Below are 21,480 nucleotides of genomic sequence, written 5' to 3' on the forward strand. Positions count from 1 at the left end.
GTTTCGCCGAGAAGCGGCTAACCAAGCGTGATGCGCTCGTGATGCGTCGGCCCTTGACGCGCGCATCCTCCCGGCCGGTCGATCGTTGTATCGGCGGGGAAGGGGTGCGTGATCGCACTGTAACCGCCCGGTGGTGGCATGGCGTCGGGCCGAATGGCCGCTCTCAAGCGGCCGTTCGGGGTAGTGCAGTTACTCCGAAGGCATCGAGTACATCCAGTTCACTACAGCGCGCCCAGCGGCAGTTCTTCCGCGCTCAAGGACAGTAGGTCGTCACGGAACGCACTGGCATGCCTGCTACCTGTAATTGGCCCTGGTTGCTAACCGTCCTCTCGCCGAGGTCGGAGTGAGCCGAACGGACGAATGTCGGAGTCGAGCGGTTCAGCGGTTAGGCCATTTCGCGCATCGGCCTGATGACCATCGCCGAGCGGCGCGGATCGCGATGTACCGTTCCGCCCTCCAGGAGCACGGAAATGGCGTTGGCGACCGGACGGAGCAGACCTCCATGCAGACCAGTGCGCCGATCGGCCCTCCCGAGGAGGGAACCGATCGAACGGGCCGGGCGGTGAACCGCCTGCTCGCCTACCTGCCGCGCGGCAACACGCTGGACGACAAGTCCTGGCAGCGGCGCCACCGGCTGCTGAAGTGGGTACTGGCGATCCACGTGCCGGCGATGGCCGTGCTCGGCCTCGCGCTGCAGAACACGCCCCTCGTGGTCGGCTACACGCTGCTCGCGCCGGTGGGCTTTCTCGTGCTCGGGCACGTGCTGCGCACCCGCAGGCTCGCGTCGTTCTGCGTGACGGGCGGCCTGGTGTTCTGCTCGGCGGGACTCGTGGTGCTCACCTCGGGCAGCATCGAGGCCCACTTCCACTTCTTCATCATCATCGGCTTCATCGCGCTCTACCAGGACTGGGTGCCCTTCCTGTGGAACGTGGGGTTCACCTTCCTCAGCCACGGCATCGGCACGATCTGGCTCGGCGGGCTGATCTTCTCCCACGCGGTGGGGCAGGCGAACCCGTGGCTGTGGTCGTTCATCCACGGCATCGCGGTGCTCTTCGCGTGCGTCGGCATGGTGATCTTCTGGCGGATCACGGAGGACGAGCAGACGGAGAAGGAGGCGCTCGGCCGCCAGCTCATCACCGCCGACGCGGAGATCGGGCGCCGGCGCTTCACCTCCGAGATGCTGGTCAACCTCGCCCGGCGCAACCAGAGCATGCTCTACCGGCAGCTGGACATCATCAACCAGCTCGAGGAGAAGGAGCGCGACCCCGACGCCCTCTCCCAGCTGTTCACGCTCGACCACCTCGCCACCCGCGTGCGCCGCAACGCCGAGAGCCTGCTGGTGCTGGCCGGTGAGCAGCCGCCGCGCACCTGGTCGGCCCCCGTCCCGCTCCGTGACGTCGTGCGCGCCGCGATCGCCGAGACCGAGGATCTCGACCGCGTCGTGTTCGCGATCGACGACCGGATCGCCGTGTCCGGTGCGTCCGTCGCCGACCTGACCCACCTGGTCGCCGAGCTCACCGAGAACGCGGTGCGCTTCTCGCCGCCGGACACCGCCGTGACGATCCGGGCCCGGCCCGACCGCCGCGACGAGAGCGGCTACCTGCTGACGATCGAGGACTGGGGCGTCGGGATGCCGCCCGCCGACCTCATCGCCGCCAACGAGCTCCTCGCCAGCCCCCGCGAGGTCGACCTCGCCGTCGCGCAGCGGCTGGGCTTCCACGTCGTGGCGCGGCTCGCCGCCCGCCACGGGATCTCGGTCTCGCTCGGCAACACCCCGGGATCCGGCGTCACGGCCGTCGTCGCGCTCCCCGCTGCGCTCTTCGCGACCGCACCGGCCGAACCCGTGCTCCCGCTCGACGCGGGCGTCACCGAGGCGCGGCCATACGTCACGGGCCAGGTGAACCGTCGCGAGCCGCGGTTGGACAACCGTCCGCTCGAGAACACCGGCTGGGTCGAGCCGGTCTCCACGACGGGCGCCATCCGGAGCGTGAACGGCTCGGCGCGAGGCCCCTGGACCGCGGTGCCCACCGAGACGGTGGGTTCGAACCGGCACGGGCTCGACGGCGCGCCCGACGGTGGCTGGCGCGGGTGGTGGAACCCGGAGTCGGCGGGGTCGCCCACGCGGCACAGCGATCGTCAGCCGGTCGGGAACGGCGACGGTGACGACCGCGGTCACGGTGACGGCCCGGCCGCTGCCGCGACGCGGGGGTCGGACTGGCACCCCTCGCCCACACCGAGGGAGCGGCAGGCGCTGCCCGCCGTCCCCTCGCGCGCTTCCACGCCCGAAGCGGGCGATGCCGACGTCCCGGACGACCCGGACATCCCGACGCCGCGGCGCAACGGTGAGGCGGTCACCGCGAACGGCAAGCCCGAGCTGCGCCGGCGGGTGCCGCAGGCGCATCTCGCGCCGGAGCTGCGGCAGGCGACGATCGGCGACACCGACGCCGAACCCCAGATCGACGGCGCCGCGGCCAGCGCGCTGTCGCGGTACCAGGCAAGCCGGCAGGCGGCGCAGGCCGTCGTCGACGAGACAGGAACGGCAGGAGGGATGCGGAAGTGAGCATCCGATCGGGGCAGCTGGACTGGTTGCTCGGGGAGTTCGCCCGCGACGTGCCCGGGGTCGTGCACGGCGTCGTGGTCTCCGGCGACGGCCTGCGGTTGGCCACCTCGCCCGGCGTCAGCGTGGCACTGGGCGACCAGCTGGCCGCGGCCGCGTCCGGGCTGGTCAGCCTCGCCCGCGGCACGGCCCACCTGCTCGACGCGGGCCCCGTCACCCAGACCATCCTCGAGATGGCCGGTGGATATCTGTTCGTCTCGTCGGTGAGCCAGGGGGCCACGCTCGCGGTGTTCACGCGCCGGCAGTGCGACATCGGCATGGTGGGCTACGAGATGACGTTGCTCGCGGCGCGCGTGGGCCATGCACTCACGCCCGCTCCGCGGGCGAGCGCTGGACGGTAGCCGTGTCGCTCTCCGACGCCATCGGTCGCAACACCTCGGGCGATCAGGAGGCGCACGGCGGGCGGGTGGTGCCGGTGTACGCGCTCACCGGCGGGCGTACCCGCTCCTCCACGGGCGCCGAGTTGCCGGTGGAGACCCTGGTGACCGTGACACCGGCCGGCCAGCGAGCCGACGAGCTCCACCTGGAGTACCGCGCGACCGTCGAACTCGCGGCCCGGCCGATCTCGGTCGTCGAGATCGGCGCCGCGCTGCGGGTGCCGGTCGGTGTGGCAAGGGTGCTGGTCAGCGACCTCGTCGACGCGGGGTACCTGGCCGTGCACCTTCCGCCGTCGGCGGAAGGCGGCCCGGCACCCGAGATCCTGGAAAGGTTGTTGGAGGGACTACGTGCACGCTCACACTGATCCCGATGAGCTGATCCCGCTCAAGGTGCTGATCGCCGGCGGGTTCGGAGTGGGCAAGACGACGCTCGTGAGCTCGCTCTCGGAGATCCCGCCGCTGCTCACCGAGCAGGCCATGACCACGGCCTCGATCGGGGTGGACGAGGCGGACATGGTGCCCACCAAGACCACCACCACGGTCGCGATGGACTTCGGGCGCATCACCGTCGACGAGTCGCTGATCCTGTACCTGTTCGGGACGCCGGGGCAGTCCCGGTTCTGGTTCATGTGGGACGAGCTCGCGCGCGGTTCCGTCGGCGCCGTCGTGCTGGTGGACCTGCGCCGGATCGACGACTGCTTCCCCGCGATCGACTTCTTCGAGAACCGGCGGCTGCCGTTCGTGGTCGGCGTCAACCGGTTCCCCGGTGCCGACGACTACGACGCCGACACCGTGCGGGACGCGCTCGCGCTGCCGTCGGACTGCCCGCTCATCTGGATGGATGCCAGGGATCCCCGGTCCAGCCGGGACGCGCTGGTGACGCTGGTCGAGCACGCGCTCGCCCGCACCGCGGTGGTGCCGGCCGGCTGACCCACGACCCGACACAACCGACCGGCCCGGCCCCGATGGGCCGGGCCGGTCGGGTCGGTTCAGGAGCCGCCGCCGCAGCCCCCGCCGGAGCTGTCACCCCCGCAGCTGCTGGAGCCGGTGTCGCCGCTCCAGCCGCTCGCGACGTACGCGCTGCTGTGGCCGCCGCCGCTGCGGCTGCCGACGCGGGGCCGCGGGTTGTCGCTGCCGACGTTCCGGCCATGGCGGCCAGGGCCATCGCCCGGACGGCCGATCGCGGCGATCACCAGGGCGATCACGATGATCGCGGCGATGCCGAACCAGATGACTGTTTCCACCTCGATCGCCTCCTCGTGGCCGGGAGCGCACCGCCCCCCTGGACGCCGATCGCCCCGGCCCTGGCCCCGAGTGTGGGCTGTGCCACTCGCACGGGCCAGCGTCTTCAGAAAGCCTTGAGGTCTTCTTATCGCCCGGTCAGCGAGGCCAGGTCGAGGTGCGCCACGCTCCGGGTCCGTGGTGCAGCGGCGTGCGGAAACGCGTGGCGGGATCGGACCACCGGTCCCGGACGGGGGCCGGCGCCGGGGCGGGCGGATCGGCGGCCACGGCCGCGAGCACGACCGTGAGCGCCGCCAGCTCCGCGTCCGACGGCTCGCCCCTGACCACGCGGAACGCGGTGCGCCGCTCCTCCGGGCTGCTCGTCACAGCGGAATGTTCCCGTGCTTGCGCGCGGGCACGGCCTCCCGCTTCGTGGCGAGCAGCCGCAGGGCCCGCGCAACGTAACCGCGCGTGTGCGACGGTGGGATGACGCCGTCGATGTATCCGCGGTCGGCCGCGATGTAGGGGTTGGCGAGCGTGTCCTCGTACTCCTGCTGCAGCTCCGCGCGGCGGGTTGCGAGCTCGTCACCCGACAGCTGGGTGAGCTCTTTGCGGTAGAGGATGCTGACCGCGCCCGCCGCGCCCGTGACCGCGATCTGCGCGGTGGGCCACGCGACGTTCACGTCAGCGCCGAGGTGCTTGGACCCCATCACGTCGTAGGCGCCGCCGTACGCCTTGCGGGTGATCACCGTGACCTTGGGAACGGTGGCCTCCGCGTAGGCGTAGATCAGCTTCGCGCCGCGGCGGATGATCCCGTTCCACTCCTGGTCGGTGCCGGGCAGGAAGCCGGGGACGTCCACGAACGTGAGGATCGGGATGTTGAACGCGTCGCACGTGCGGACGAACCGCGCGGCCTTCTCCGAGGCGTCGATGTCGAGGCAGCCCGCGAACTGGGTGGGCTGGTTGGCGACCACACCGACCGACCTTCCGTCGACGCGCCCGAACCCGACGACGATGTTGGGTGCGAAGAGCGCGTGCACCTCGAGGAACTCGCCGTCGTCGAGCACCCGGGTGATCACCTCGTGCATGTCGTACGGGGTGTTGGGCGAGTCCGGGATGATCGCGTCGAGCTCGAGGTCGGTGTCGGTGAGCGCGTCGGCGATGGCGCCCTCCGTCGGCTCGGGCGAGGAGAAGGCAGGCGGGTCGGACAGGTTGTTGGACGGCAGGAACGACAGCAGTTCCTTGACGTAGGAGAACGCGTCTGCCTCGTCCTCGGCCAGGTAGTGCGCCACACCGGACTTCGTGTTGTGGGCCCGGCCGCCGCCGAGCTCCTCGAAGTCGACGTCCTCGCCGGTGACCGTCTTGATGATGTCCGGCCCGGTGATGAACATGTGGCTGGTGCCGTCGACCATCACCGTGAAGTCGGTGATCGCAGGCGAGTACACCGCCCCGCCCGCGCACGGCCCCATCACGAGCGAGATCTGCGGGATCACCCCGGAGCTGCGCACGTTGCGCACGAAGATCTCGCCGTAGAGCCCGAGCGCGACCACACCCTCCTGGATGCGCGCGCCGCCGCCGTCGTTGATGCCGATGACCGGGCAGCCGATCTTGGTGGCGAGATCCATGACCTTGACGATCTTCTCGCCGTACACCTCGCCGAGCGCGCCGCCGAACACCGTGGCGTCCTGGCTGAACACCGCGACCGGCCGGCCGTCGATCGTGCCGGTGCCGGTGACCACGCCGTCGCCGAACGGGCGCTTGTCCTGCATCCCGAAGTTGGTGGAGCGGTGCCGGGTGAGCGCGTCGAGCTCGACGAACGAGCCGGGGTCGAGCAGCTGGTCGATCCGCTCGCGCGCGGTCTGACGGCCCTTCGCGTGCTGCCGCTCGACGGCGGCCTCGCTGCCCGCGTGCACCGCGCCGTCCATGCGCTGGTACAGGTCGGCGAGCTTGCCCGCGGTGGTGTGGATGTCGGGCTCGTCGGGGCCGGACGCGAACGGCTCCGTTGCAGCGCTCATGGCCCGGCAGCCTATCGCCGCCCGCGCCCGTCCCGGCGCGATCCGCGTCACGCAGCCTTCCGGTTGCATCGGCACGCCCGGCGCGGCTCGTCGAGGCCCGCTGCGCGTCCGGCGACGCGCGGGCGCCGTCCGTCGCGTATGCCGGGAAAGCCCAGCGGGCCGGGTGACTCGCCGGTAGCGTCACCAGCCATGCACCGGACCGTCGAGCCGCTGGACGCAGCCGCATTGCGGGCTGCGCTCACCGGGCGGTGGGCACACGTCGACGTCGTGGAGCGCACGGGCTCCACCAACGCCGACCTCCTCGCCGCCGCCGCCGACGGTGCGCCCGACCGTTCCGTCCTCGTCGCGGAGCACCAGGAGGCCGGACGCGGCAGGCTCACGCGCACCTGGGTTGCCCCGCCGGGCACGGGGATCACGGTCAGCGTGCTGCTGCGTCCCATCGGGGTGCCGCCTGCGCGGTTCGCCTGGCTGCCGCTGCTCGCCGGGCTCGCCCTGCTCGACACCATTCGCGCGGTCTGCGACGTCCCGGCCGGGCTCAAGTGGCCGAACGACCTGCTGCTCGGCACCGGGCAGCGCAAGGCGGCGGGGATCCTCGCCGAGGTCGCCGACGCCGTCCGGCCCGCCGTCGTCGTGGGGATCGGGCTGAACGTCGCGGCCGCGCCCCCCGATCAGCCGGGTGCCACGTCGCTCGCCGACGAGGGTGCCGTGGTGGACCGCACCCACGTGCTCACCACCCTGCTCGGCTGCCTGGCCGAGCGGGAGGCCGCGTGGCGCGAGGGCCGCGGTGACGCCGAGGCCACCCGGCTGCGTGCCGACTACCGGGCGGGCTGCGTCACGCTCGGTTCCGAGGTCAAGGTCGAGCTGCCCGGCGGTGCCGCGCTGCGCGGGATCGCCGAGGACGTCGACCGCGACGGGCGGCTCCTGCTGCTCGACGCGGCGGGCCACCGGCGCGCCGTCGCCGCGGGCGACGTGGTGCACCTGCGCCCTTCCGGGTAGGCGCGTCCTCCGACACGGCGCCGCGGGGAACGCCTACCGTGGATTCGTGGCCTATCCGGACGATCTGCTCGTGGAGGACGAGCAGGTGGTCGTGCACCGGCACCCGCACTGGAAGATGCTCGTCGTTCCCGTGGTCGTGCTGCTGCTCGTCGTCGGGGTCGCCAGCTTCCTCGCCGCGCTCGTGAGCGCGCAGAGCTGGGCGCCGTGGGCGTGGCTCGGGCTCGCGCTGGCCGGTCTCGCGCTCGCGGGCCGGTTCACGGTCTACCCGGTGGTGCGCTGGCGCACCACGCACTTCGTGGTGACCGATCGTCGGGTGCTGGTGCGCGAGGGTGTGTTCACGCGGCAGGGCATGGACATCCCGCTGAAGCGCATCAGCAGCGTGCAGTTCCGGCAGGGCCTGCTGGAGCGGATGCTCGGAGCGGGCACGCTGGTCGTCGAGTCGGACTCCGACGAGTCGCTCGAGTTCGACGACGTCCCGGGCGTGCGGCGCGTGCACACCGTGCTCTACAACGAGGTGGCGCAGTAGCGACGCGGCCCGACAGCGACGTGGCCCGATGGAGACGGCTCAGTAGCGAGGTGGCGAGAGTGACGAGACCCCTGCCGATGCCGGTGCCCGCGCCCGGGTTGCCGGAGCACGTCACGATCTACGAGGTCGGGGCGCGGGACGGGCTGCAGAACGAGTCGGCGATCGTGCCGGTCGAGGTGAAGGCGGAGTTCCTGCACCGGCTCGCCGCGGCGGGACTGCGGGTGCTGGAGGCCACCAGCTTCGTGCACCCGAAGTGGGTGCCCCAGCTGGCGGACGCGGGTGACCTGCTGCGCCTGCTGGTGCGCGCCGACGGCGTGGACTACCCGGTGCTCGTGCCGAACGAGCGCGGCCTCGACCGGGCGCTCGACGCGGGGGTCTCCCACATCGCGATCTTCGCGAGCGCCACCGACACCTTCGCCCAACGCAATCTCAACAGCACCCTCGACGCGCAGTTCGCCATGTTCGAGCCGGTGGTGGAGCGGGCGCTCGAGGCAGGCCTGCGGGTGCGCGGGTACGTCTCGATGTGCTTCGGCGACCCGTGGGAGGGCGCGGTGGCGCCGGAGCAGGTGGCGGCGGTGACGCGCAGGCTGGCCGGCATGGGCTGCCACCAGATCTCGCTGGGCGACACGATCGGCACCGGGACCCCGGGGCACGTCGACGCCGTGCTCGACGCGTGCGTCGCGGCCGGTGTGCCGGTCCGCCAGCTCGCGGTGCACTTCCACGACACCTACGGCCAGGCGCTGGCCAACACGCTCGCCGCACTGCGCCGCGGCGTCCGCACCGTCGACGCGAGCGCGGGCGGTCTCGGCGGGTGCCCGTACGCCGAGTCGGCCACCGGCAACCTCGCCACCGAGGACCTGGTGTGGATGCTGGACGGTCTCGGCATCGGGCACGGGGTGGACCTCGACGCGCTCGTCGCCACGAGCGTCTGGATGGCCGAGAAGCTGGGGCGGCCGTCGCCGTCGCGGGTGGTGCGGGCGTTGGGCGGTGCGACGTAGTTCTGTCGGTGGCCCGGGACACAATGGTGCGGACCGTTCGAGGAGGTGCGCGGTGGCGCTGCCGATCCCGCGGGAGCTGATGACTCTCGACGAGTGGGACGCCCTGCCCGAGGACAACTCGGCGCACTACGAGCTGCAGGAGGGCGTGCTCGTCGTGTCGCCGAAACCGGCAAGGAAGCATCAGCGTGCGCTGCTGCGGCTCGCCCCCCGGATGGAGCGGCACACGCCTCCGGAATGGGAGGTACTTCCCGACTTCGAAGTGGTCGTCGAGGCCGAAGGACCGGCGACTGTTCGCGCGCCTGACCTCGTCATCGTGCGCGCCGACGGTCCGGAAAGCCGGGTTGCGGCCGGGGATGTACTACTCGCGGTGGAGATCATCTCTCCCGGCTCCCGCAAGATCGACCTTCACATGACGCACTTCGAGTACGCCGAGGCGGGGATCCCCCACTACTGGGTCGTCGACCTCGACCCACCCGCGCCATCGATCACGGTGTACGGGCTGGGCGCTCCCGGCGACGGCTACGTGGAGAGCAAGACGGCCACGGGCGAGCTGATCGTCCAGGAGCCGTTCCCGATGCGGATCGACATCCGATCGCTCCTCGACCGGGGCCCCCACCCATCGGAGGGGTGACCGCGCGGGCAGATCGTGCGACGGTCGAAGCTCCCCGTCAGCGACGACTGGAGCGGCTCGTGTCCCGACTGAGGTTCGGCATCTTCCTGGCCCCCTTCCACCCCGCGGGCGAGAACCCGACCACCGCCCTGCAGCGCGACCTGCAGCTCGTCCAACACCTCGACGACCTGGGGTACGACGAGGCGTGGATCGGTGAGCACCACTCGGCGGGCTCTGAGATCATCGCCTCACCGGAGATCTTCATCGCCGCGGCGGCCGAGCGCACCAGGCGCATCCGGCTCGGTACGGGCGTGGTCTCGCTGAGCTACCACAACCCGCTGTGGGTGGCGGAGCGGATCGTGCTTCTCGACCACCTGACGCGCGGGCGGGTGATGCTCGGCGTCGGGCCCGGTTCGCTGCCCACCGACTCGGCCATGATCGGGCTGAACCCCACCGACACGCGCGAGCTGCTCGAGGAGAACCTCGACATCGTCATGCGGCTGCTGCGCGGCGACGAGCCGGTCACGGCCACGACCCGCACCCATCGGCTGATCGACGCCCGGCTGCACCTGCGGCCCTACTCCGACCCGCTGTTCGACGTCGCCGTCGCCGCGGTGGCCTCGCCCACCGGGCCGCGGCTGGCGGGCCGGCACGGCGTCGGGCTGCTCTCCATCGGCGCCACGCTCACGAAGGAGGGCTTCGACGCGCTCGCCCACCACTGGAACGTGATGGAGGAGCGGGCCGCGACCTTCGGCACCACCGTCGACCGGGCGGCGTGGCGGCTGGTCGGGCTGATGCACGTGGCCGAGACGCGGGAGCAGGCGTACCGGGAGGTCGAGCACGGCATCGAGCAGTGGTTCCGGTACTTCCAGAAGGTCGCCGCGTTCCCGCAGATGGCCGTGGAGGGCGGCGACGTGCGGGAGATGATCGAGTTCGTCAACGAGGCCGGGATCGGCGCCATCGGCACACCCGACGACGCGGCCGCGCAGGTGCAGCGGCTCGTCGACCAGTCGGGCGGCTTCGGCGCCATGCTGCTGCTCGCCCACGAGTGGGCGAACCCGCAGGCCACCCGCCGTTCGTACGAGCTGATCGCGCAGCACGTCATGCCGCGGTTCCAGGGCCAGGCGCAGGCCACGCTCGACGCCAAGGCCCGGGCCAGCGAGTCGCGCTCGGGCCACGCCGAGCAGCAGGTGGCGGCCGTCGCCCACATGACGGAGAAGTACGAGAAGGAGCTGACCGACCGCGGCTGAGCCCACTTCACACACTCCGCACTCGGTTGGTGAAGTCGACGGTCAACCGCGCGTGCCGAACATGCCGGTGAAGGTGCTGCGGTAGACGACCTCGTTGCCGCGGTGCAGCAAGGCGCGCAGCTTCACCAGGCCCAGGCTCGGACGGCTGCGGGAGCGGCGCGCCTCGACCACCTCCATCGAGGCGCGCAGCTCGTCGCCCGCGAACACCGGCGCGGGCCATGCGATCTCCTCGCCACCCGGCGAGCCGAGGGAGGTGGCGCGGGCCAGCACCCCGTCGGCGTAGGCGCGCATCCACAGCGATGCCGTGAACCAGCCCGACGCGGCGAGAGCGCCGAAGATCGAGGCCTTGCCGGCCTCGTCGTCCACGTGGAACGGCTGCGGGTCGAACCGGCGGGCGAATGCGAGCATCTCGTCGCGGTCGACCACCGTGGTGCCGAGGTCGAAGACGCGGCCGGGGGTCAGGTCCTCGAAGTAGAGCTCGGGGTCCACCCCTCACCTCCCGATGATCTCGAGCGCGGCCTTGTGGACGGCGCCGTTGGAGGCGAGCCCGTCGCCACCCGTGAACGTCGCCGACCCGGAGAGGTCGGTGAGCGTGCCACCCGCCTCGGTGAGGATCGGGACGAGGGCGGCGAGGTCCCACGGGTTGGCCGCGGCGTCCACGGCGATGTCGAGCACGCCCTCGGCCACCAGGCAGTACATCCAGAAGTCGCCGAATGCGCGCGTCTCCCAGCACGAGTCGACGAGCCGCAGGTAGTCGTCGCGGCGGCCGATCTCGGAGAACGACTTGATGTCGGTCGTGGAGAGGTAGGCGTCGGCCAGTTCGGTCACGCCCGAGACGGCGATCCGCCGCGGGCCGGAGGGGTCGGAGCACCAGGCGCCCTCCCCGCGGGCCGCCCACCACCGCCTGCCGAGCGCGGGCGCGCTCGCCACCCCGACCACGGGCTCGCCGCGCACCGTGAGCGCGATCAGGGTCGCCCAGACCGGCACGCCACGGGAGAAGTTCTTCGTGCCGTCGATCGGGTCGATCACCCAGCCGCGCTCCGCGTCGGTGACGACCCCACCCCGCTCCTCCCCGAGCACCGCGTCGCCGCCGCGTTCCGCTGCGATCGTGCTGCGCAGCGCGTCCTCGACGGCGGTGTCGGCGTCGGTCACGGGCGTGCGGTCCGGCTTGCGGGTGACCCGCAGGTCGGCGGCCCGGAACCGCGCGAGGGTGATCGCGTCGGCCGTGTCGGCGAGACGGAGGGCGAGCTCGAGATCGGCGTCCACGACTGGCAAGCCTGCCTCACTCACCCGTGGCACCGTCGATCCGCTCCCGCAACAGGTCGGCGTGGCCGTTGTGGCGGGCGTACTCCTCCACCATGTGGAAGAGCACCCAGCGTGCCGACAGCCGCCTCCCCTCGCGGTCGGTGACCATGACGTCCAGGGACGGAAGGGCCGCGGCGATCTCCCGGCCCCGGGCGCACTCCGAACGCCACGTGGCGAAGGCGTCGTCGACGGCGGCCGGGTCGAGGTTGTCGAAGTCGCCGTCGAGGTCGTCGTCGGAGTAGTGGAGCGGCGGCGCGTCCTCACCACCGAGGCGGCGGCGGAACCAGCCGCGCTCGACGTCGGCTATGTGGCGGACGAGCCCGAGCAGCGACAGCGTCGAGGGCTCCACGGGCCGGGTGGCGAGCTGCTCGGGGGTGAGGCCCGCGCACTTCATCTCGAGGGTCGCACGGTGGAAGTCGAGCCAGCCGGCGAGCATCGTGCGCTCGTCGGCGGCGGCAGGCGGACGCGGTCGGTTGTCGTCGGACACGTGCCGATGATCTCGCGCTGCCCGGAACGAGCGGCGCTCCGGTCAGAGCGACCGGGCGAACGCGTGGATGTCGCGGACGGTCGCGCGGTACGCGTCCGGGACGGCCTGCCGGAAGGACATGTCGGCGGCGTGGGTGAGGCCGAGGTTGACCTTTCCCACCACCGGCACGCCGGCCCGCTGCAGCGTGCGGAAGTACGCGATGCCCTCGTCGCGCAGCGGATCCAGCTCGTTGACGGTGATCACGTGCGGGGGCAGGCCCTCGACGTCGGTGGTGGTGGCGAAGTAGGGCCAGCAGAGCGGGTTCTCGGCGTTCTCGCCCGTCGGGTCGTAGACCGAGACGAGCAGGTCCATCATCTCGCAGTCGATGTAGTGGCCGTTGTTCTCGACCATCGACGGCAGTTCGCGCAGCTTGCGGTCGGTGGGCCACCCGTAGCCGCCGCTGATGTAGGGCACCATCGCGTAGACGCCGTCGATGCGGTCCAGCCGCCCGTCCCGCTTGGCCTCGAGCGCGGTGGCGAGCGCGAGGTTGGCGCCCCCCGACTCCCCCTGCACGACGACCGCCGAGATGCCGAGGTCGGCGCGGTGCTCGTGCACCCAGTCGAGCGCGGAGCCGCAGTCGTGGAGCCCCGCGGGGAACGGGTTCGTCCCGTGGGGCGTCCAGGCGTTGCGGAAACAGACCGTGATCACGACCATCCCGGTGGCCGCCAGGTCGCGGCTCCACTGCCGGTGCACCTTGTTGTCCGCGTCGAGGATGGTCATCCCGCCGCCGTGGACGTAGACCAGGCCGGGCAGCGGGCCGGCTGCCTCGGCGGGCCGGACGATGTGCAGCGCGATGTCGTTGCCGTCCACACCGCGCACCGACTCCGTCCGGTACGACACGGCGACCGGCGCCTCCCCGGGCCACTCGGTCGGCAGCGCCGCGTAGAGCCCCTCGAACGCGGCATGCGCACCGCCGACGTACTCGGCCACGGCGGCGGGATCGGCGCTGCGGTCCAGCGGTGGCGGGGCGGCGTGCCCATCCATGCCGAGGGCGCCGAGCGCGGCCCGCAAGCCCGGGTGCAGCCGCGGTTCGGTGCGCAGATCCACGGACGGGTCGTCCAGCCGGCCCTCGCGCCGAGCCCTGGGCGACTGCGTCATTTCGCTCATCTGTGGCCTCTTTGCAACACGAGCGGGATATGGTGCACGCGACTGTGGCTCGGAACACTCTCGGATGTCAATACGACGGGAGGCGGCATCGTGGTGACCCCGCTGCAGGCGCAGCTGGCCGGGGGAGGCGCTCGCCCGTCGGCGCTCGATGCCTTCCGCCGGGCGCGGCGGACGTTCCTCGAGGGCCGCCGCGTCGACATGGGGGCCCTCGCCCGGGAGCTCGGCGTCAACCGGGCCACCCTCTACCGGTGGGTGGGCTCCCGGGAGCAGCTGCTCGTCGAGATCGTCTGGTCACTGGGGCACCGCACGTTCAGCGCGCTGCTCGCGGACCCGGCCACCGTGCAGCCGGGCCGCAGCCGATCGGCGTCGGTCCTCGACGCCTGGGTGCACGCGGTGATCCAGAACCCCGGCATGCGGGCCTTCGTCGAGCACGAGGGCGAGCTCGCGCTGCGGTTGCTCACGACGCGCGCGACCGACTTCCAGTCGCGGCTGCTCGGGGTCGTCCACGACGTCCTCGCCGAGGACCTCGCCTCGGGCCGGGTGCAGACCGAGATCCCCATCGAGGACCTCACGTACGTCGTCGTCCGGATCCTCGAGTCCTACGTCTACCTGACGCTGACCACCGGTGAGCAACCCGACGCCGACCGGGCCGGGCGCGTGCTCCACGCGCTGCTGCCCGCGGTCCCGGCGAACGGGTGACCACGACACCGGGTCGGTGCACGGGATGTGCCGCGATGTGGTCGCGGACACGCACCGATGATCCCGCGCTGCCTAGACTTGCCCGGTGACCACCGTCCTGCTGGCCGAGGACGACGCCGCGATCGCCGAGCCCCTGTCCAGGGCGCTGCAGCGAGAGGGGTACGCCGTCGAGGTCGCCACCGACGGCGCCGCCGCGCTCGAGCGCGTGCGGCGCGGCCAGGTGGACCTGCTCGTGCTCGACCTGGGCCTGCCCGGGATGGACGGCCTGGAGGTCTGCAGGCGCGTGCGGCTGGACGACCCGGACCTACCGGTGCTGATGCTCACCGCCCGCACCGACGAGGTCGACTTCGTCGTCGGGCTGGATGCAGGCGCCGACGACTACGTGGGCAAGCCGTTCCGGCTGGCCGAGCTGCTCGCGCGTGTGCGGGCACTGCTGCGGCGGCTCACCCCGGAGGCCGTCGAGGTGGGCGGCGTGCGGATGGAGCTCTCCGGCCGCCGGGTGCTCGTCGACGGCACCGAGGTGGGCCTGGCCAACAAGGAGTTCGAGCTGCTGCGGGTGCTGCTCCTGCGGGCGGGCCAAGTCGTCACGCGGGAGGAGATCCTGCGCGAGGTGTGGAACGACCCGGACATGAAGACGTCCAAGACGCTGGACATGCACATGTCGTGGCTGCGTCGCAAGATCGGCGGTGAGCGCCGGATCGCCACGGTGCGTGGCGTCGGCTTCCGGTTCAACCAGAGCTGACCGAAGAGGACGGAAGTGTCCCCCGCCGGCAGCCCGCCACATGTCTCGACGGCCCAGCTCCCCGCTGGGCGCACCGCCGAGCCGGCCGAGTATGTCCGATACGAGGCCGGCCCGTCGGCACACCCAGCGGAAACCTGGATCCGCCGATACACGCAACGGGCTGCCGGCGGGGGACACTAGTGCGCCGCCGGATCCTGCAGTCGACGTTGCTCGTGGTCGCCATCACGGCGCTCGTGCTCGGCGGCCCGCTCGCGATCACCACGTGGCGGCTGGTGGAGGACATCCACCGCGCCGACCTGCTGTCCCGCCTCGAGCAGGTGGCGGCGCGGCTGGACACCGCGGGCGCCAGGATCGACCGCGAGTCCATCGAGCTCGCCGTGCCCGCGGGTGGGCGGCTGGTGTTGCAGCGTGCCGGCGAGCCGGACCAGGTCGTGGGCGCGCAGGTGGGCACCGATCCCGTTTCGGAGTCGCTGCCGTTCGCGCCGGGCGACGTGCTCGTCATGCAGGAGCCGCTGCAGCTGATGCGCACCGAGCAGCTGCAGGTGACGGCGGTGGTCCTGCTGCTCGTCGTGCTGTCGGTCGGCACGGGCGCGGTGGTCGCCACCGTCACGGCGCGGCGGCTGGCCGAGCCGCTGCGCGGGGTGGCCGACCGGGCCGCCCGGCTCGGTGCCGGTGACTTCCGCGCGGTGCCCGACCGGCACGGGATCCCCGAGCTGGACCGCGTGTCGGACGTGCTCGACACCTCAGCCGTCGCGCTCGCCGACCTGCTGCAGCGCGAACGGGCGCTCGTCGGCGACGTGTCCCACCAGCTGCGCAGCCGCCTCACCGCGCTGCAGCTGCGGCTCGACGAGCTGGCCTCGCATCCCGACCCGACGGCGCGCAGCGAGGCGCTCGCCGCGCTGGAGCAGGCCGAGCGGCTCGCCGAGGTGCTCGACGAGCTGCTGGAGGCGGCCCGGGTGGCGCGCGCCGCGGGCGCGGAGCCGCGGGACCTGCGGGAGACGCTCGGCGCCGTGGCCGAGGAGTGGCGACCGACGCTCAAGGCGAGCGGCCGTTCGCTCAAGGTCCGGGTGCCCGACGGCCTGCTCGCCCGGGTGACGCCCGCCCGCATCCGCGAGGCGATCGGTGCCCTGCTCGACAACGCGATCCAGCACGGCTCCGGAACGGTGACCCTCAGCGCCCGCGCGGCGGAGACGAGCCTGCTGGTGGAGGTCACCGACGCGGGCGCAGGCGTACCGGAGGAGCTCGTGCCGCACGTGTTCGACCGCGGGGTGTCGGTCGGCTCGTCCACCGGCATCGGGCTCGCGCTCGCCCGCGCGCTGGTGGAGGCCGACGGCGGGCGGCTGGAGCTGTCGCGGGCGCGCCCCCCGGTGTTCACGATCTTCCTGCCGGCGGCCCGAGCGGACGACGTGGTCGCCGCGGGCCCCCGCAGGCCGTCGTCCCCGCGCTGACCGCGTCAGGCCGCCGGGACCCGCCTGCGGACGTCCTCGTCCGGGAAGACGAAGCGGCGGAAGGCCCACCAGCGGAACGCCATGCCGGCGAGCACGCCGACGATCTGCCCGCTCACGAAGTCGGCGACCTCCTGGGTGAGGAGGCTCACCTCGGGGACCGAGAGGTGGAACACGTAGCGCGAGATCGCGAGCGGCGCCGAGTAGACGGCCACGCCGATGCCGCTGACGAGGAAGAACAGCGCCGCCTCGTGGTGGCGCTCACGGCCACCGCGGGTGCGGAAGGACCACTCCCGGTTCAGCACGTACGACACGATCGTCGCCACCAACACCGCGATGATCTTCGCCGTGAGCGGCTTCTCAGCCAGCACCGTGGACTTGAGCAGGAGGAACACCACGGTGTCGATCACCCACGTGGTGCCGCCGACGAAGGCGAACTTCACCAGCTCACGGTGCTTGATGGCGACGTCGCGGTAGGGCTGGGGGATGATCGCCAGCGCCGACTCGACAACGGACACCTGTTCGATCGTGCCAGACGCGGGTGGCGCGGCGCCCGCCGGTAGGCTTCCTCCACCGTGGACGCCACCCGCCCGCACCCCGTCGGGCCCCTTCCAGTCGTCGGGATGGTCGGTGCCGGGCAGCTTGCTCGCATGACGCACCAGGCCGCCATCGCGCTCGGCCAGTCGCTGCGCGTGCTCGCTGCCGACCCGGCTGACCCCGCCGCCCTCGTGTGCGCCGATGTGCACGCAGGAATGCCCTCCGACCTGGAGGCCCTTCGCGCCTTCTCCCGCGGGTGCTCGGCCGTCACCTTCGACCACGAGCAGGTGCCGCAGGAGAACCTGCGCGCCCTCGTCGAGGCAGGCGTGCCCGTCCACCCCGGTCCGGACGCGCTGCTGCACGCGCAGGACAAGCTCGTGATGCGCCGCAGGCTGGCGGGGCTGGGCGTGGCAGGCCCTGCCTACACCGAGGTCCGTGAGCCCGCCGACGTCGCGGGGTTCGCCGGAGAGCACGGCTGGCCGGTGGTGCTCAAGGCCGCCCGTGGCGGCTACGACGGCCGCGGCGTGTGGTTGCTGCGCGGCCCGGAACCCGAGCTCGTCGCTGAACTGCTGGCGGCAGGCACGCCGCTCCTCGTCGAGGAGGCCGTGCCGATGCGCAGGGAGCTGGCCGCGCTCGTCGCGCGTTCCCCGTTCGGCCAGGCCGCCGCGTGGCCGGTGGTGGAGACCGTGCAGGAGGACGGCCAGTGCGTGCAGGTGCTCGCGCCTGCCCCCGGCCTGGACCCGGACGTGGCCGCGGGGGCCCAGGAGATGGCGCTGCGGATCGCCGCCGAGCTGGGCGTCACGGGGTTGCTGGCGGTGGAGCTGTTCGAGCGCACCGACGGCGTGCTCGTGGTCAACGAGCTGGCGATGCGTCCGCACAACTCCGGGCACTGGACGATCGAGGGCTCCCGCACGTCGCAGTTCGAGCAGCACCTGCGCGCCGTGCTGGACTACCCGCTGGGCGCCACCGCTCCGACCGCCCCCGCCGTGGTGATGGCGAACGTCCTCGGGGCGGCGCGGTCGCCCGCGATGTCGGTGGACGAGCGGGTGCACCACCTCTTCGCGCGGTTCCCCGACGTGAAGGTGCACCTCTACGGGAAGGCCGAGCGGCCGGCCCGCAAGGTCGGGCACGTCACCGTGCTCGGTGACGACATGGCCGCGGTGCGGTCGCGCGCGGCGCTCGCCGCGGCGTGGCTGTCCACGGCCGAGTGGCCGGACGGCTGGTCGCCGCACACCGGCCTCCAGCAACAGGAGGTGCAGCGTGCGTGACCCGCAGGTCGGCGTGATCATGGGTAGCGACTCGGACTGGCGCGTCATGGAGGCCGCCGCCGACGCCCTCGCCGAGTTCGAGGTGCCCTACGAGGTGGGTGTCTACTCCGCGCACCGCACGCCCCAGCGCATGCTCGACTACGCCGCGGGCGCGGCGGAGCGGGGGCTGCGCGTGGTGATCGCCGGCGCCGGGGGAGCGGCGCACCTGCCCGGGATGGTGGCCGCAGCCACGCCGCTGCCGGTGATCGGCGTGCCGGTGCCGCTGGCGCAGCTCGACGGCCTCGACTCGCTGCTCTCCATCGTCCAGATGCCGGCGGGCGTGCCGGTGGCCACCGTGGCCGTCGGCGGGGCGCGCAACGCCGGGCTGCTCGCCGTCCGGATCCTCGCCGCGAGTGACGCCGCGGTGCGGGAGCGGATGGTGCGCTTCCAGGCCGACCTCGCCGACTCCGTGATCGCCAAGGACGCCGCACTGCGCGCTACCGCCGCCGAAAAGTGATCTGAAGAAATCTCGTGGCGCGCCCGCGTCTCCCGGTCGTACTGTGGCCGTACACGTGAGAGGAGGTGGTCCAGCGTTGAATAGCTACAGGACTCGTGAGGTGGCTGTCCGCTAGCACCACAGGACTCGTTCCGACGGCCAAGTGGAAGCCGGTGTGGTGCCGGCGAATTCCAGGCAGTCACCCGTGATCCCCGGGCCCGAGCCCGTCCAGCTCGGCTTGCGCAGCACCCGCTGCGGCCCGGGGATCACGCATGTCCGGACCAACTGCGGGCCCGGTCGCGATCGCGACCGGGCCCGCAGTTGGGTGCCGGGGAGCTCAGGGCTCGGGTGAGAGCAGCGCGCCGATCTCGCGGAGGCGGGGCGCGTGCTTGCGGGCGTGGTGCGCGCAGAACAGGAGGTCGAGCTCGCTCGGGAGCACGGCGCGCACCTGGGCCTCGGCCGCGCAGCGGTCGCAGCGGTCCTGCCGGGTGAGAACGGGCGCTGCCCCTGCGGGGAACACGGCGGCCGTCCCGCTACGCGCCGCGGGCGGCGGACAGCGGACTGGTCGCGGGGGTGCCTGCCGCCCGCGACCAGTTCGCCGGCCGTGCCGCAGGTGGTCCCGGCGTGATCGACGTGGCGGAGAGGGGCGAGGTCACGGTGGCTGAGGGGGGCGCCTGCGTGCTCATCGTCGAACTCCGTTCCGCCAGATCGCCGGCTGCGGCATGAAGAAGGATCCGGCACCGGTCGAGGGCGCTACCACCCCGCTGTCCTCCCGTCGGACTGCCGCCAGCGTGACCTTCACGATGGGGGCTGTCCCCCAGGCCTGCCGTGGACGGGGGCTCGTCCGGTGTGGTACGCGTCAGGCTCGGCGTTCCAGCCGGGCGACGGCGGCCTCGAGGCGCTCCGCCACATCGTGCAGGCTCGGCTCGCGGGGCAGCATGTCGACCACTTTCCGGAACTGCTCCCGCCAGCTCTCCAGATCGTCGGGCCTGCCGCCGGCGGCCAGCCACGCGCGCAGTGCGAGGTTGTGGGCGGCCACCACGGCGGCGCCGGTCACCGCCGCGCGCAGGTCGCCGTCCGGCTCTCCGGCGAAGCGCTCGCGCAGCCGCCGCGTGAACAGGCGGCGGTAGTGGTCGACCCGCGCCGACTCGCGATCCCGGAGGGCAGGCACCTCGTGCGTGAGCCGGAAGCGTTGAACGGAGAGCTGGGGGTCGTCGGCGTAGAGGTCGAAGACCGTCTCGCCTGCTCGCACCACGAGCGCCGCGGTCGGTTCGGCCGGGTGGGCGGTGGCGAACACCTCCGCGACCCGTGCGAGGCCGACCTCGTGGTCGGGCGAGATCGCGTCCTCCTTGCTCGGGAAGTAGCGGAAGAACGTCCGACGCCCGACGCCGGCCGCGGCCGCGATGTCGTCGACGGTCGTCTCCTCGTACCCCCGGTCGCGGAACAGGCGGATCGCGGCGGCCACGAGCTCCCGGCGCACCTCGGCCCGGCCCTCGGGGGAGCGGCCGCGACGGGAAGTGCCGGTCATGTGTCTCCCCATCCTTCGATGGCACGGAGGGTAGCAGGATCGGTGTACAGATGGCACGCAGTGCCGTTACGCTGTCACCATGAACCCCGACTTCGACACCTACCGGCTCAGCGACGAGCACGAGGCGCTGCGCCAGGCGGTGCGGGCGCTCGCGGAGAAGGAGATCGCCCCGTACGCCGCGGAGGTCGACGAGCAGGGCCGCTACCCGATCGAGGCGCAGAACGCCCTGGTCAAGGCGGGGCTCCAGGCCGTCGTCATCCCCGAGGAGTACGGCGGCGAGGGGGCCGACGAGCTGGCGGGCTGCATCGTGATCGAGGAGGTGGCGCGCGTCTGCGCCTCGTCCTCGCTGATCCCGGCCGTCAACGGGCTGGGGCTCACGCCGATCCTGCTGTCGGCGTCCGACGAGCTGAAGCGCCAGGTCCTCCCGTCCATCGCGGCGGGCGACGCGATGATCAGCTACGCGCTGTCGGAACGCGAGGCGGGTTCGGACGCCGCGTCGATGAAGACCCGCGCCCGCCGCGAGGGCGACTCCTGGGTGCTCAACGGCACCAAGTGCTGGATCACCAACGCCGGCGAGTCCACCTGGTACACGGTGATGGCCGTGACCGACCCGGAGAAGAAGGCCAACGGGATCTCGGCGTTCGTCGTGCACCGCGACGACCCCGGCTTCGAGGTGGGGCCCAAGGAGCGCAAGCTGGGGATCAACGGCTCGCCCACCCGGGAGATCTACTTCACCGACTGCCGGATCCCGGCCGACCGCATCATCGGCGCCGAGGGCACCGGCTTCAAGACCGCGCTCTCCACGCTCGACCACACGCGCCCGACGATCGGCGCGCAGGCCGTCGGAATCGCGCAGGGCGCGCTCGACGTCGCCACCGCGTACGTCAAGGAGCGCAAGCAGTTCGGCAGGCACATCGCCGAGTTCCAGGGCATCCAGTTCATGCTCGCCGACATGGCGATGAAGGTGGAGGCCGCCCGCCAGCTCGTCTACGTCGCCACCTCGCGCGCCGAGCGCGGCGAGCCGGACCTCGGGTTCATCTCCAGCGCGGCGAAGTGCTTCGCCTCCGACACGGCGATGAGCGTCACCACCGACGCCGTGCAGCTGCTGGGTGGCTACGGCTACACCAAGGACTTCCCGGTGGAGCGCATGATGCGCGACGCGAAGATCACGCAGATCTACGAGGGCACCAACCAGATCCAGCGGATGGTGATGGCGCGGGCCCTGCTGAGGTGATGCG

General features: G+C 72.4%; 25 protein-coding genes. 15 read left to right on the forward strand and 10 right to left on the reverse strand.

From position 1 onward, the window contains the following. The first annotated feature begins 502 nt into the window (after positions 1–502). From FHX44_RS22060 to FHX44_RS22075, 4 genes are read left to right on the forward strand one after another with little or no spacing between them, the layout of a single operon-like run. Positions 503–2,560: a sensor histidine kinase gene (locus tag FHX44_RS22060; protein WP_147257533.1), complete on the forward strand. Its 2,058-nt coding sequence runs from the start codon at positions 503–505 to the stop codon at positions 2,558–2,560. After that, complete coding sequence (locus FHX44_RS22065) at positions 2,557–2,958, forward strand: roadblock/LC7 domain-containing protein (RefSeq protein WP_212612593.1); 402 nt, start codon at positions 2,557–2,559, stop codon at positions 2,956–2,958. The genes FHX44_RS22060 and FHX44_RS22065 overlap by 4 nt, the downstream gene beginning before the upstream one ends. A 2-nt stretch (positions 2,959–2,960) precedes the next feature. Next, a complete protein-coding gene (locus FHX44_RS22070; protein ID WP_212612594.1) occupies positions 2,961–3,359 on the forward strand; it encodes a DUF742 domain-containing protein in 399 nt (132 codons plus the stop codon). Then, entirely contained in the window at positions 3,343–3,924 is a 582-nt protein-coding gene (locus FHX44_RS22075) for a GTP-binding protein (protein WP_212612595.1), read from the forward strand. Before FHX44_RS22070 ends, FHX44_RS22075 begins: the two co-directional genes overlap by 17 nt. Positions 3,925–3,983: 59 nt before the next feature. Here the strand turns inward: FHX44_RS22075 and FHX44_RS22080 are convergent, their stop codons facing one another. The 3 genes from FHX44_RS22080 to FHX44_RS22090 form a co-directional block, all read right to left on the reverse strand. Continuing rightward, a complete protein-coding gene (locus tag FHX44_RS22080; RefSeq protein WP_147257534.1) occupies positions 3,984–4,238 on the reverse strand; it encodes a hypothetical protein in 255 nt (84 codons plus the stop codon). Positions 4,239–4,374: 136 nt separating this feature from the next. After that, complete coding sequence (locus FHX44_RS22085) at positions 4,375–4,602, reverse strand: acyl-CoA carboxylase subunit epsilon (RefSeq protein WP_147257535.1); 228 nt, start codon at positions 4,600–4,602, stop codon at positions 4,375–4,377. Continuing rightward, complete coding sequence (locus FHX44_RS22090; protein ID WP_147257536.1) at positions 4,599–6,230, reverse strand: acyl-CoA carboxylase subunit beta; 1,632 nt, start codon at positions 6,228–6,230, stop codon at positions 4,599–4,601. Before FHX44_RS22090 ends, FHX44_RS22085 begins: the two co-directional genes overlap by 4 nt. Before the next feature lie 189 nt (positions 6,231–6,419). On the opposite strand from FHX44_RS22090, the gene FHX44_RS22095 reads away from it, so the two are divergent. The 5 genes from FHX44_RS22095 to FHX44_RS22115 all read left to right on the forward strand — a co-directional run bounded on the left by FHX44_RS22095 (position 6,420) and on the right by FHX44_RS22115 (position 10,610). Next, a complete protein-coding gene (locus FHX44_RS22095; protein WP_147257537.1) occupies positions 6,420–7,226 on the forward strand; it encodes a biotin--[acetyl-CoA-carboxylase] ligase in 807 nt (268 codons plus the stop codon). Between the two features lie 46 nt (positions 7,227–7,272). Next, positions 7,273–7,752, forward strand: a complete 480-nt coding sequence (locus FHX44_RS22100) for a PH domain-containing protein (protein WP_147257538.1) — start codon at positions 7,273–7,275, stop codon at positions 7,750–7,752. 77 nt (positions 7,753–7,829) lie between these two features. Then, a complete protein-coding gene (locus FHX44_RS22105) occupies positions 7,830–8,750 on the forward strand; it encodes a hydroxymethylglutaryl-CoA lyase (protein WP_147261369.1) in 921 nt (306 codons plus the stop codon). A 52-nt stretch (positions 8,751–8,802) separates the two neighbouring features. Continuing rightward, the gene (locus FHX44_RS22110; RefSeq protein ID WP_147257539.1) at positions 8,803–9,381 is read left to right on the forward strand and encodes a Uma2 family endonuclease; all 579 of its coding nucleotides are present in this window, start codon (positions 8,803–8,805) and stop codon (positions 9,379–9,381) included. Positions 9,382–9,440: 59 nt separating this feature from the next. Continuing rightward, positions 9,441–10,610 carry an LLM class flavin-dependent oxidoreductase gene (locus FHX44_RS22115; RefSeq protein WP_147257540.1) on the forward strand — a complete coding sequence of 390 codons (1,170 nt, stop codon included), beginning with the start codon at positions 9,441–9,443 and terminating at the stop codon, positions 10,608–10,610. 42 nt (positions 10,611–10,652) lie between these two features. Here the strand turns inward: FHX44_RS22115 and FHX44_RS22120 are convergent, their stop codons facing one another. The 4 genes from FHX44_RS22120 to FHX44_RS22135 form a co-directional block, all read right to left on the reverse strand. Beyond that, complete coding sequence (locus tag FHX44_RS22120; protein ID WP_147257541.1) at positions 10,653–11,099, reverse strand: MaoC family dehydratase; 447 nt, start codon at positions 11,097–11,099, stop codon at positions 10,653–10,655. Between the two features lie 3 nt (positions 11,100–11,102). After that, complete coding sequence (gene hisN, locus FHX44_RS22125) at positions 11,103–11,876, reverse strand: histidinol-phosphatase (protein ID WP_147257542.1); 774 nt, start codon at positions 11,874–11,876, stop codon at positions 11,103–11,105. Positions 11,877–11,892: 16 nt separating this feature from the next. Continuing rightward, the gene (locus FHX44_RS22130) at positions 11,893–12,351 is read right to left on the reverse strand and encodes a DinB family protein (protein WP_147261370.1); all 459 of its coding nucleotides are present in this window, start codon (positions 12,349–12,351) and stop codon (positions 11,893–11,895) included. Between the two features lie 93 nt (positions 12,352–12,444). Next, a complete protein-coding gene (locus tag FHX44_RS22135) occupies positions 12,445–13,548 on the reverse strand; it encodes an alpha/beta hydrolase (protein ID WP_147257543.1) in 1,104 nt (367 codons plus the stop codon). Positions 13,549–13,638: 90 nt separating this feature from the next. Here FHX44_RS22135 and FHX44_RS22140 point away from each other — a divergent pair, with 90 nt between their 5' ends. From FHX44_RS22140 to FHX44_RS22150, 3 genes are all read left to right on the forward strand, one after another. Next, complete coding sequence (locus FHX44_RS22140; protein WP_147257544.1) at positions 13,639–14,247, forward strand: TetR/AcrR family transcriptional regulator; 609 nt, start codon at positions 13,639–13,641, stop codon at positions 14,245–14,247. A gap of 85 nt (positions 14,248–14,332) precedes the next feature. Continuing rightward, positions 14,333–14,989, forward strand: a complete 657-nt coding sequence (locus tag FHX44_RS22145) for a response regulator transcription factor (RefSeq protein WP_147257545.1) — start codon at positions 14,333–14,335, stop codon at positions 14,987–14,989. A gap of 179 nt (positions 14,990–15,168) precedes the next feature. Then, positions 15,169–16,437 carry an ATP-binding protein gene (locus FHX44_RS22150; protein WP_147257546.1) on the forward strand — a complete coding sequence of 423 codons (1,269 nt, stop codon included), beginning with the start codon at positions 15,169–15,171 and terminating at the stop codon, positions 16,435–16,437. Positions 16,438–16,442: 5 nt separating this feature from the next. On the opposite strand, the gene FHX44_RS22155 is transcribed toward FHX44_RS22150, so the two are convergent. Beyond that, positions 16,443–16,952, reverse strand: a complete 510-nt coding sequence (locus FHX44_RS22155) for a GtrA family protein (protein ID WP_147257547.1) — start codon at positions 16,950–16,952, stop codon at positions 16,443–16,445. 57 nt (positions 16,953–17,009) lie between these two features. Here FHX44_RS22155 and FHX44_RS22160 point away from each other — a divergent pair, with 57 nt between their 5' ends. After that, positions 17,010–18,239, forward strand: coding sequence for a 5-(carboxyamino)imidazole ribonucleotide synthase (locus FHX44_RS22160; protein WP_281287903.1), 1,230 nt, complete (start codon positions 17,010–17,012; stop codon positions 18,237–18,239). Continuing rightward, positions 18,232–18,735, forward strand: coding sequence for a 5-(carboxyamino)imidazole ribonucleotide mutase (gene purE, locus FHX44_RS22165; RefSeq protein ID WP_246170515.1), 504 nt, complete (start codon positions 18,232–18,234; stop codon positions 18,733–18,735). Before FHX44_RS22160 ends, purE begins: the two co-directional genes overlap by 8 nt. 316 nt (positions 18,736–19,051) lie before the next feature. Here purE and FHX44_RS22170 read toward each other — a convergent pair whose 3' ends face one another. After that, positions 19,052–19,234 (reverse strand): DUF7455 domain-containing protein, encoded by a 183-nt coding sequence (locus FHX44_RS22170; RefSeq protein ID WP_147257548.1) that lies wholly within the window; start codon positions 19,232–19,234, stop codon positions 19,052–19,054. Positions 19,235–19,573: 339 nt separating this feature from the next. Continuing rightward, positions 19,574–20,242 (reverse strand): TetR family transcriptional regulator, encoded by a 669-nt coding sequence (locus FHX44_RS22175; RefSeq protein ID WP_147257549.1) that lies wholly within the window; start codon positions 20,240–20,242, stop codon positions 19,574–19,576. A gap of 79 nt (positions 20,243–20,321) precedes the next feature. On the opposite strand from FHX44_RS22175, the gene FHX44_RS22180 reads away from it, so the two are divergent. Continuing rightward, positions 20,322–21,476 carry an acyl-CoA dehydrogenase gene (locus tag FHX44_RS22180; protein ID WP_147257550.1) on the forward strand — a complete coding sequence of 385 codons (1,155 nt, stop codon included), beginning with the start codon at positions 20,322–20,324 and terminating at the stop codon, positions 21,474–21,476. Positions 21,477–21,480: the final 4 nt, after the last annotated feature.

This window comes from Pseudonocardia hierapolitana, from assembly GCF_007994075.1.
In the GTDB taxonomy this organism is placed as follows: domain Bacteria; phylum Actinomycetota; class Actinomycetes; order Mycobacteriales; family Pseudonocardiaceae; genus Pseudonocardia; species Pseudonocardia hierapolitana.

Excerpts from the sequence above, each read along its gene's own strand:
- FHX44_RS22060 (WP_147257533.1), top strand. The coding sequence starts at position 503 with ATGCAGACCAGTGCGCCGATCGGCCCTCCCGAGGAGGGAACCGATCGA.
- FHX44_RS22090 (WP_147257536.1), bottom strand. The coding sequence starts at position 6,230 with ATGAGCGCTGCAACGGAGCCGTTCGCGTCCGGCCCCGACGAGCCCGAC.
- FHX44_RS22095 (WP_147257537.1), top strand. The coding sequence starts at position 6,420 with ATGCACCGGACCGTCGAGCCGCTGGACGCAGCCGCATTGCGGGCTGCG.
- FHX44_RS22105 (WP_147261369.1), top strand. The coding sequence starts at position 7,830 with ATGCCGGTGCCCGCGCCCGGGTTGCCGGAGCACGTCACGATCTACGAG.
- FHX44_RS22130 (WP_147261370.1), bottom strand. The coding sequence starts at position 12,351 with ATGCTCGCCGGCTGGCTCGACTTCCACCGTGCGACCCTCGAGATGAAG.
- FHX44_RS22135 (WP_147257543.1), bottom strand. The coding sequence starts at position 13,548 with ATGAGCGAAATGACGCAGTCGCCCAGGGCTCGGCGCGAGGGCCGGCTG.
- FHX44_RS22175 (WP_147257549.1), bottom strand. The coding sequence starts at position 20,242 with ATGACCGGCACTTCCCGTCGCGGCCGCTCCCCCGAGGGCCGGGCCGAG.
- FHX44_RS22180 (WP_147257550.1), top strand. The coding sequence starts at position 20,322 with ATGAACCCCGACTTCGACACCTACCGGCTCAGCGACGAGCACGAGGCG.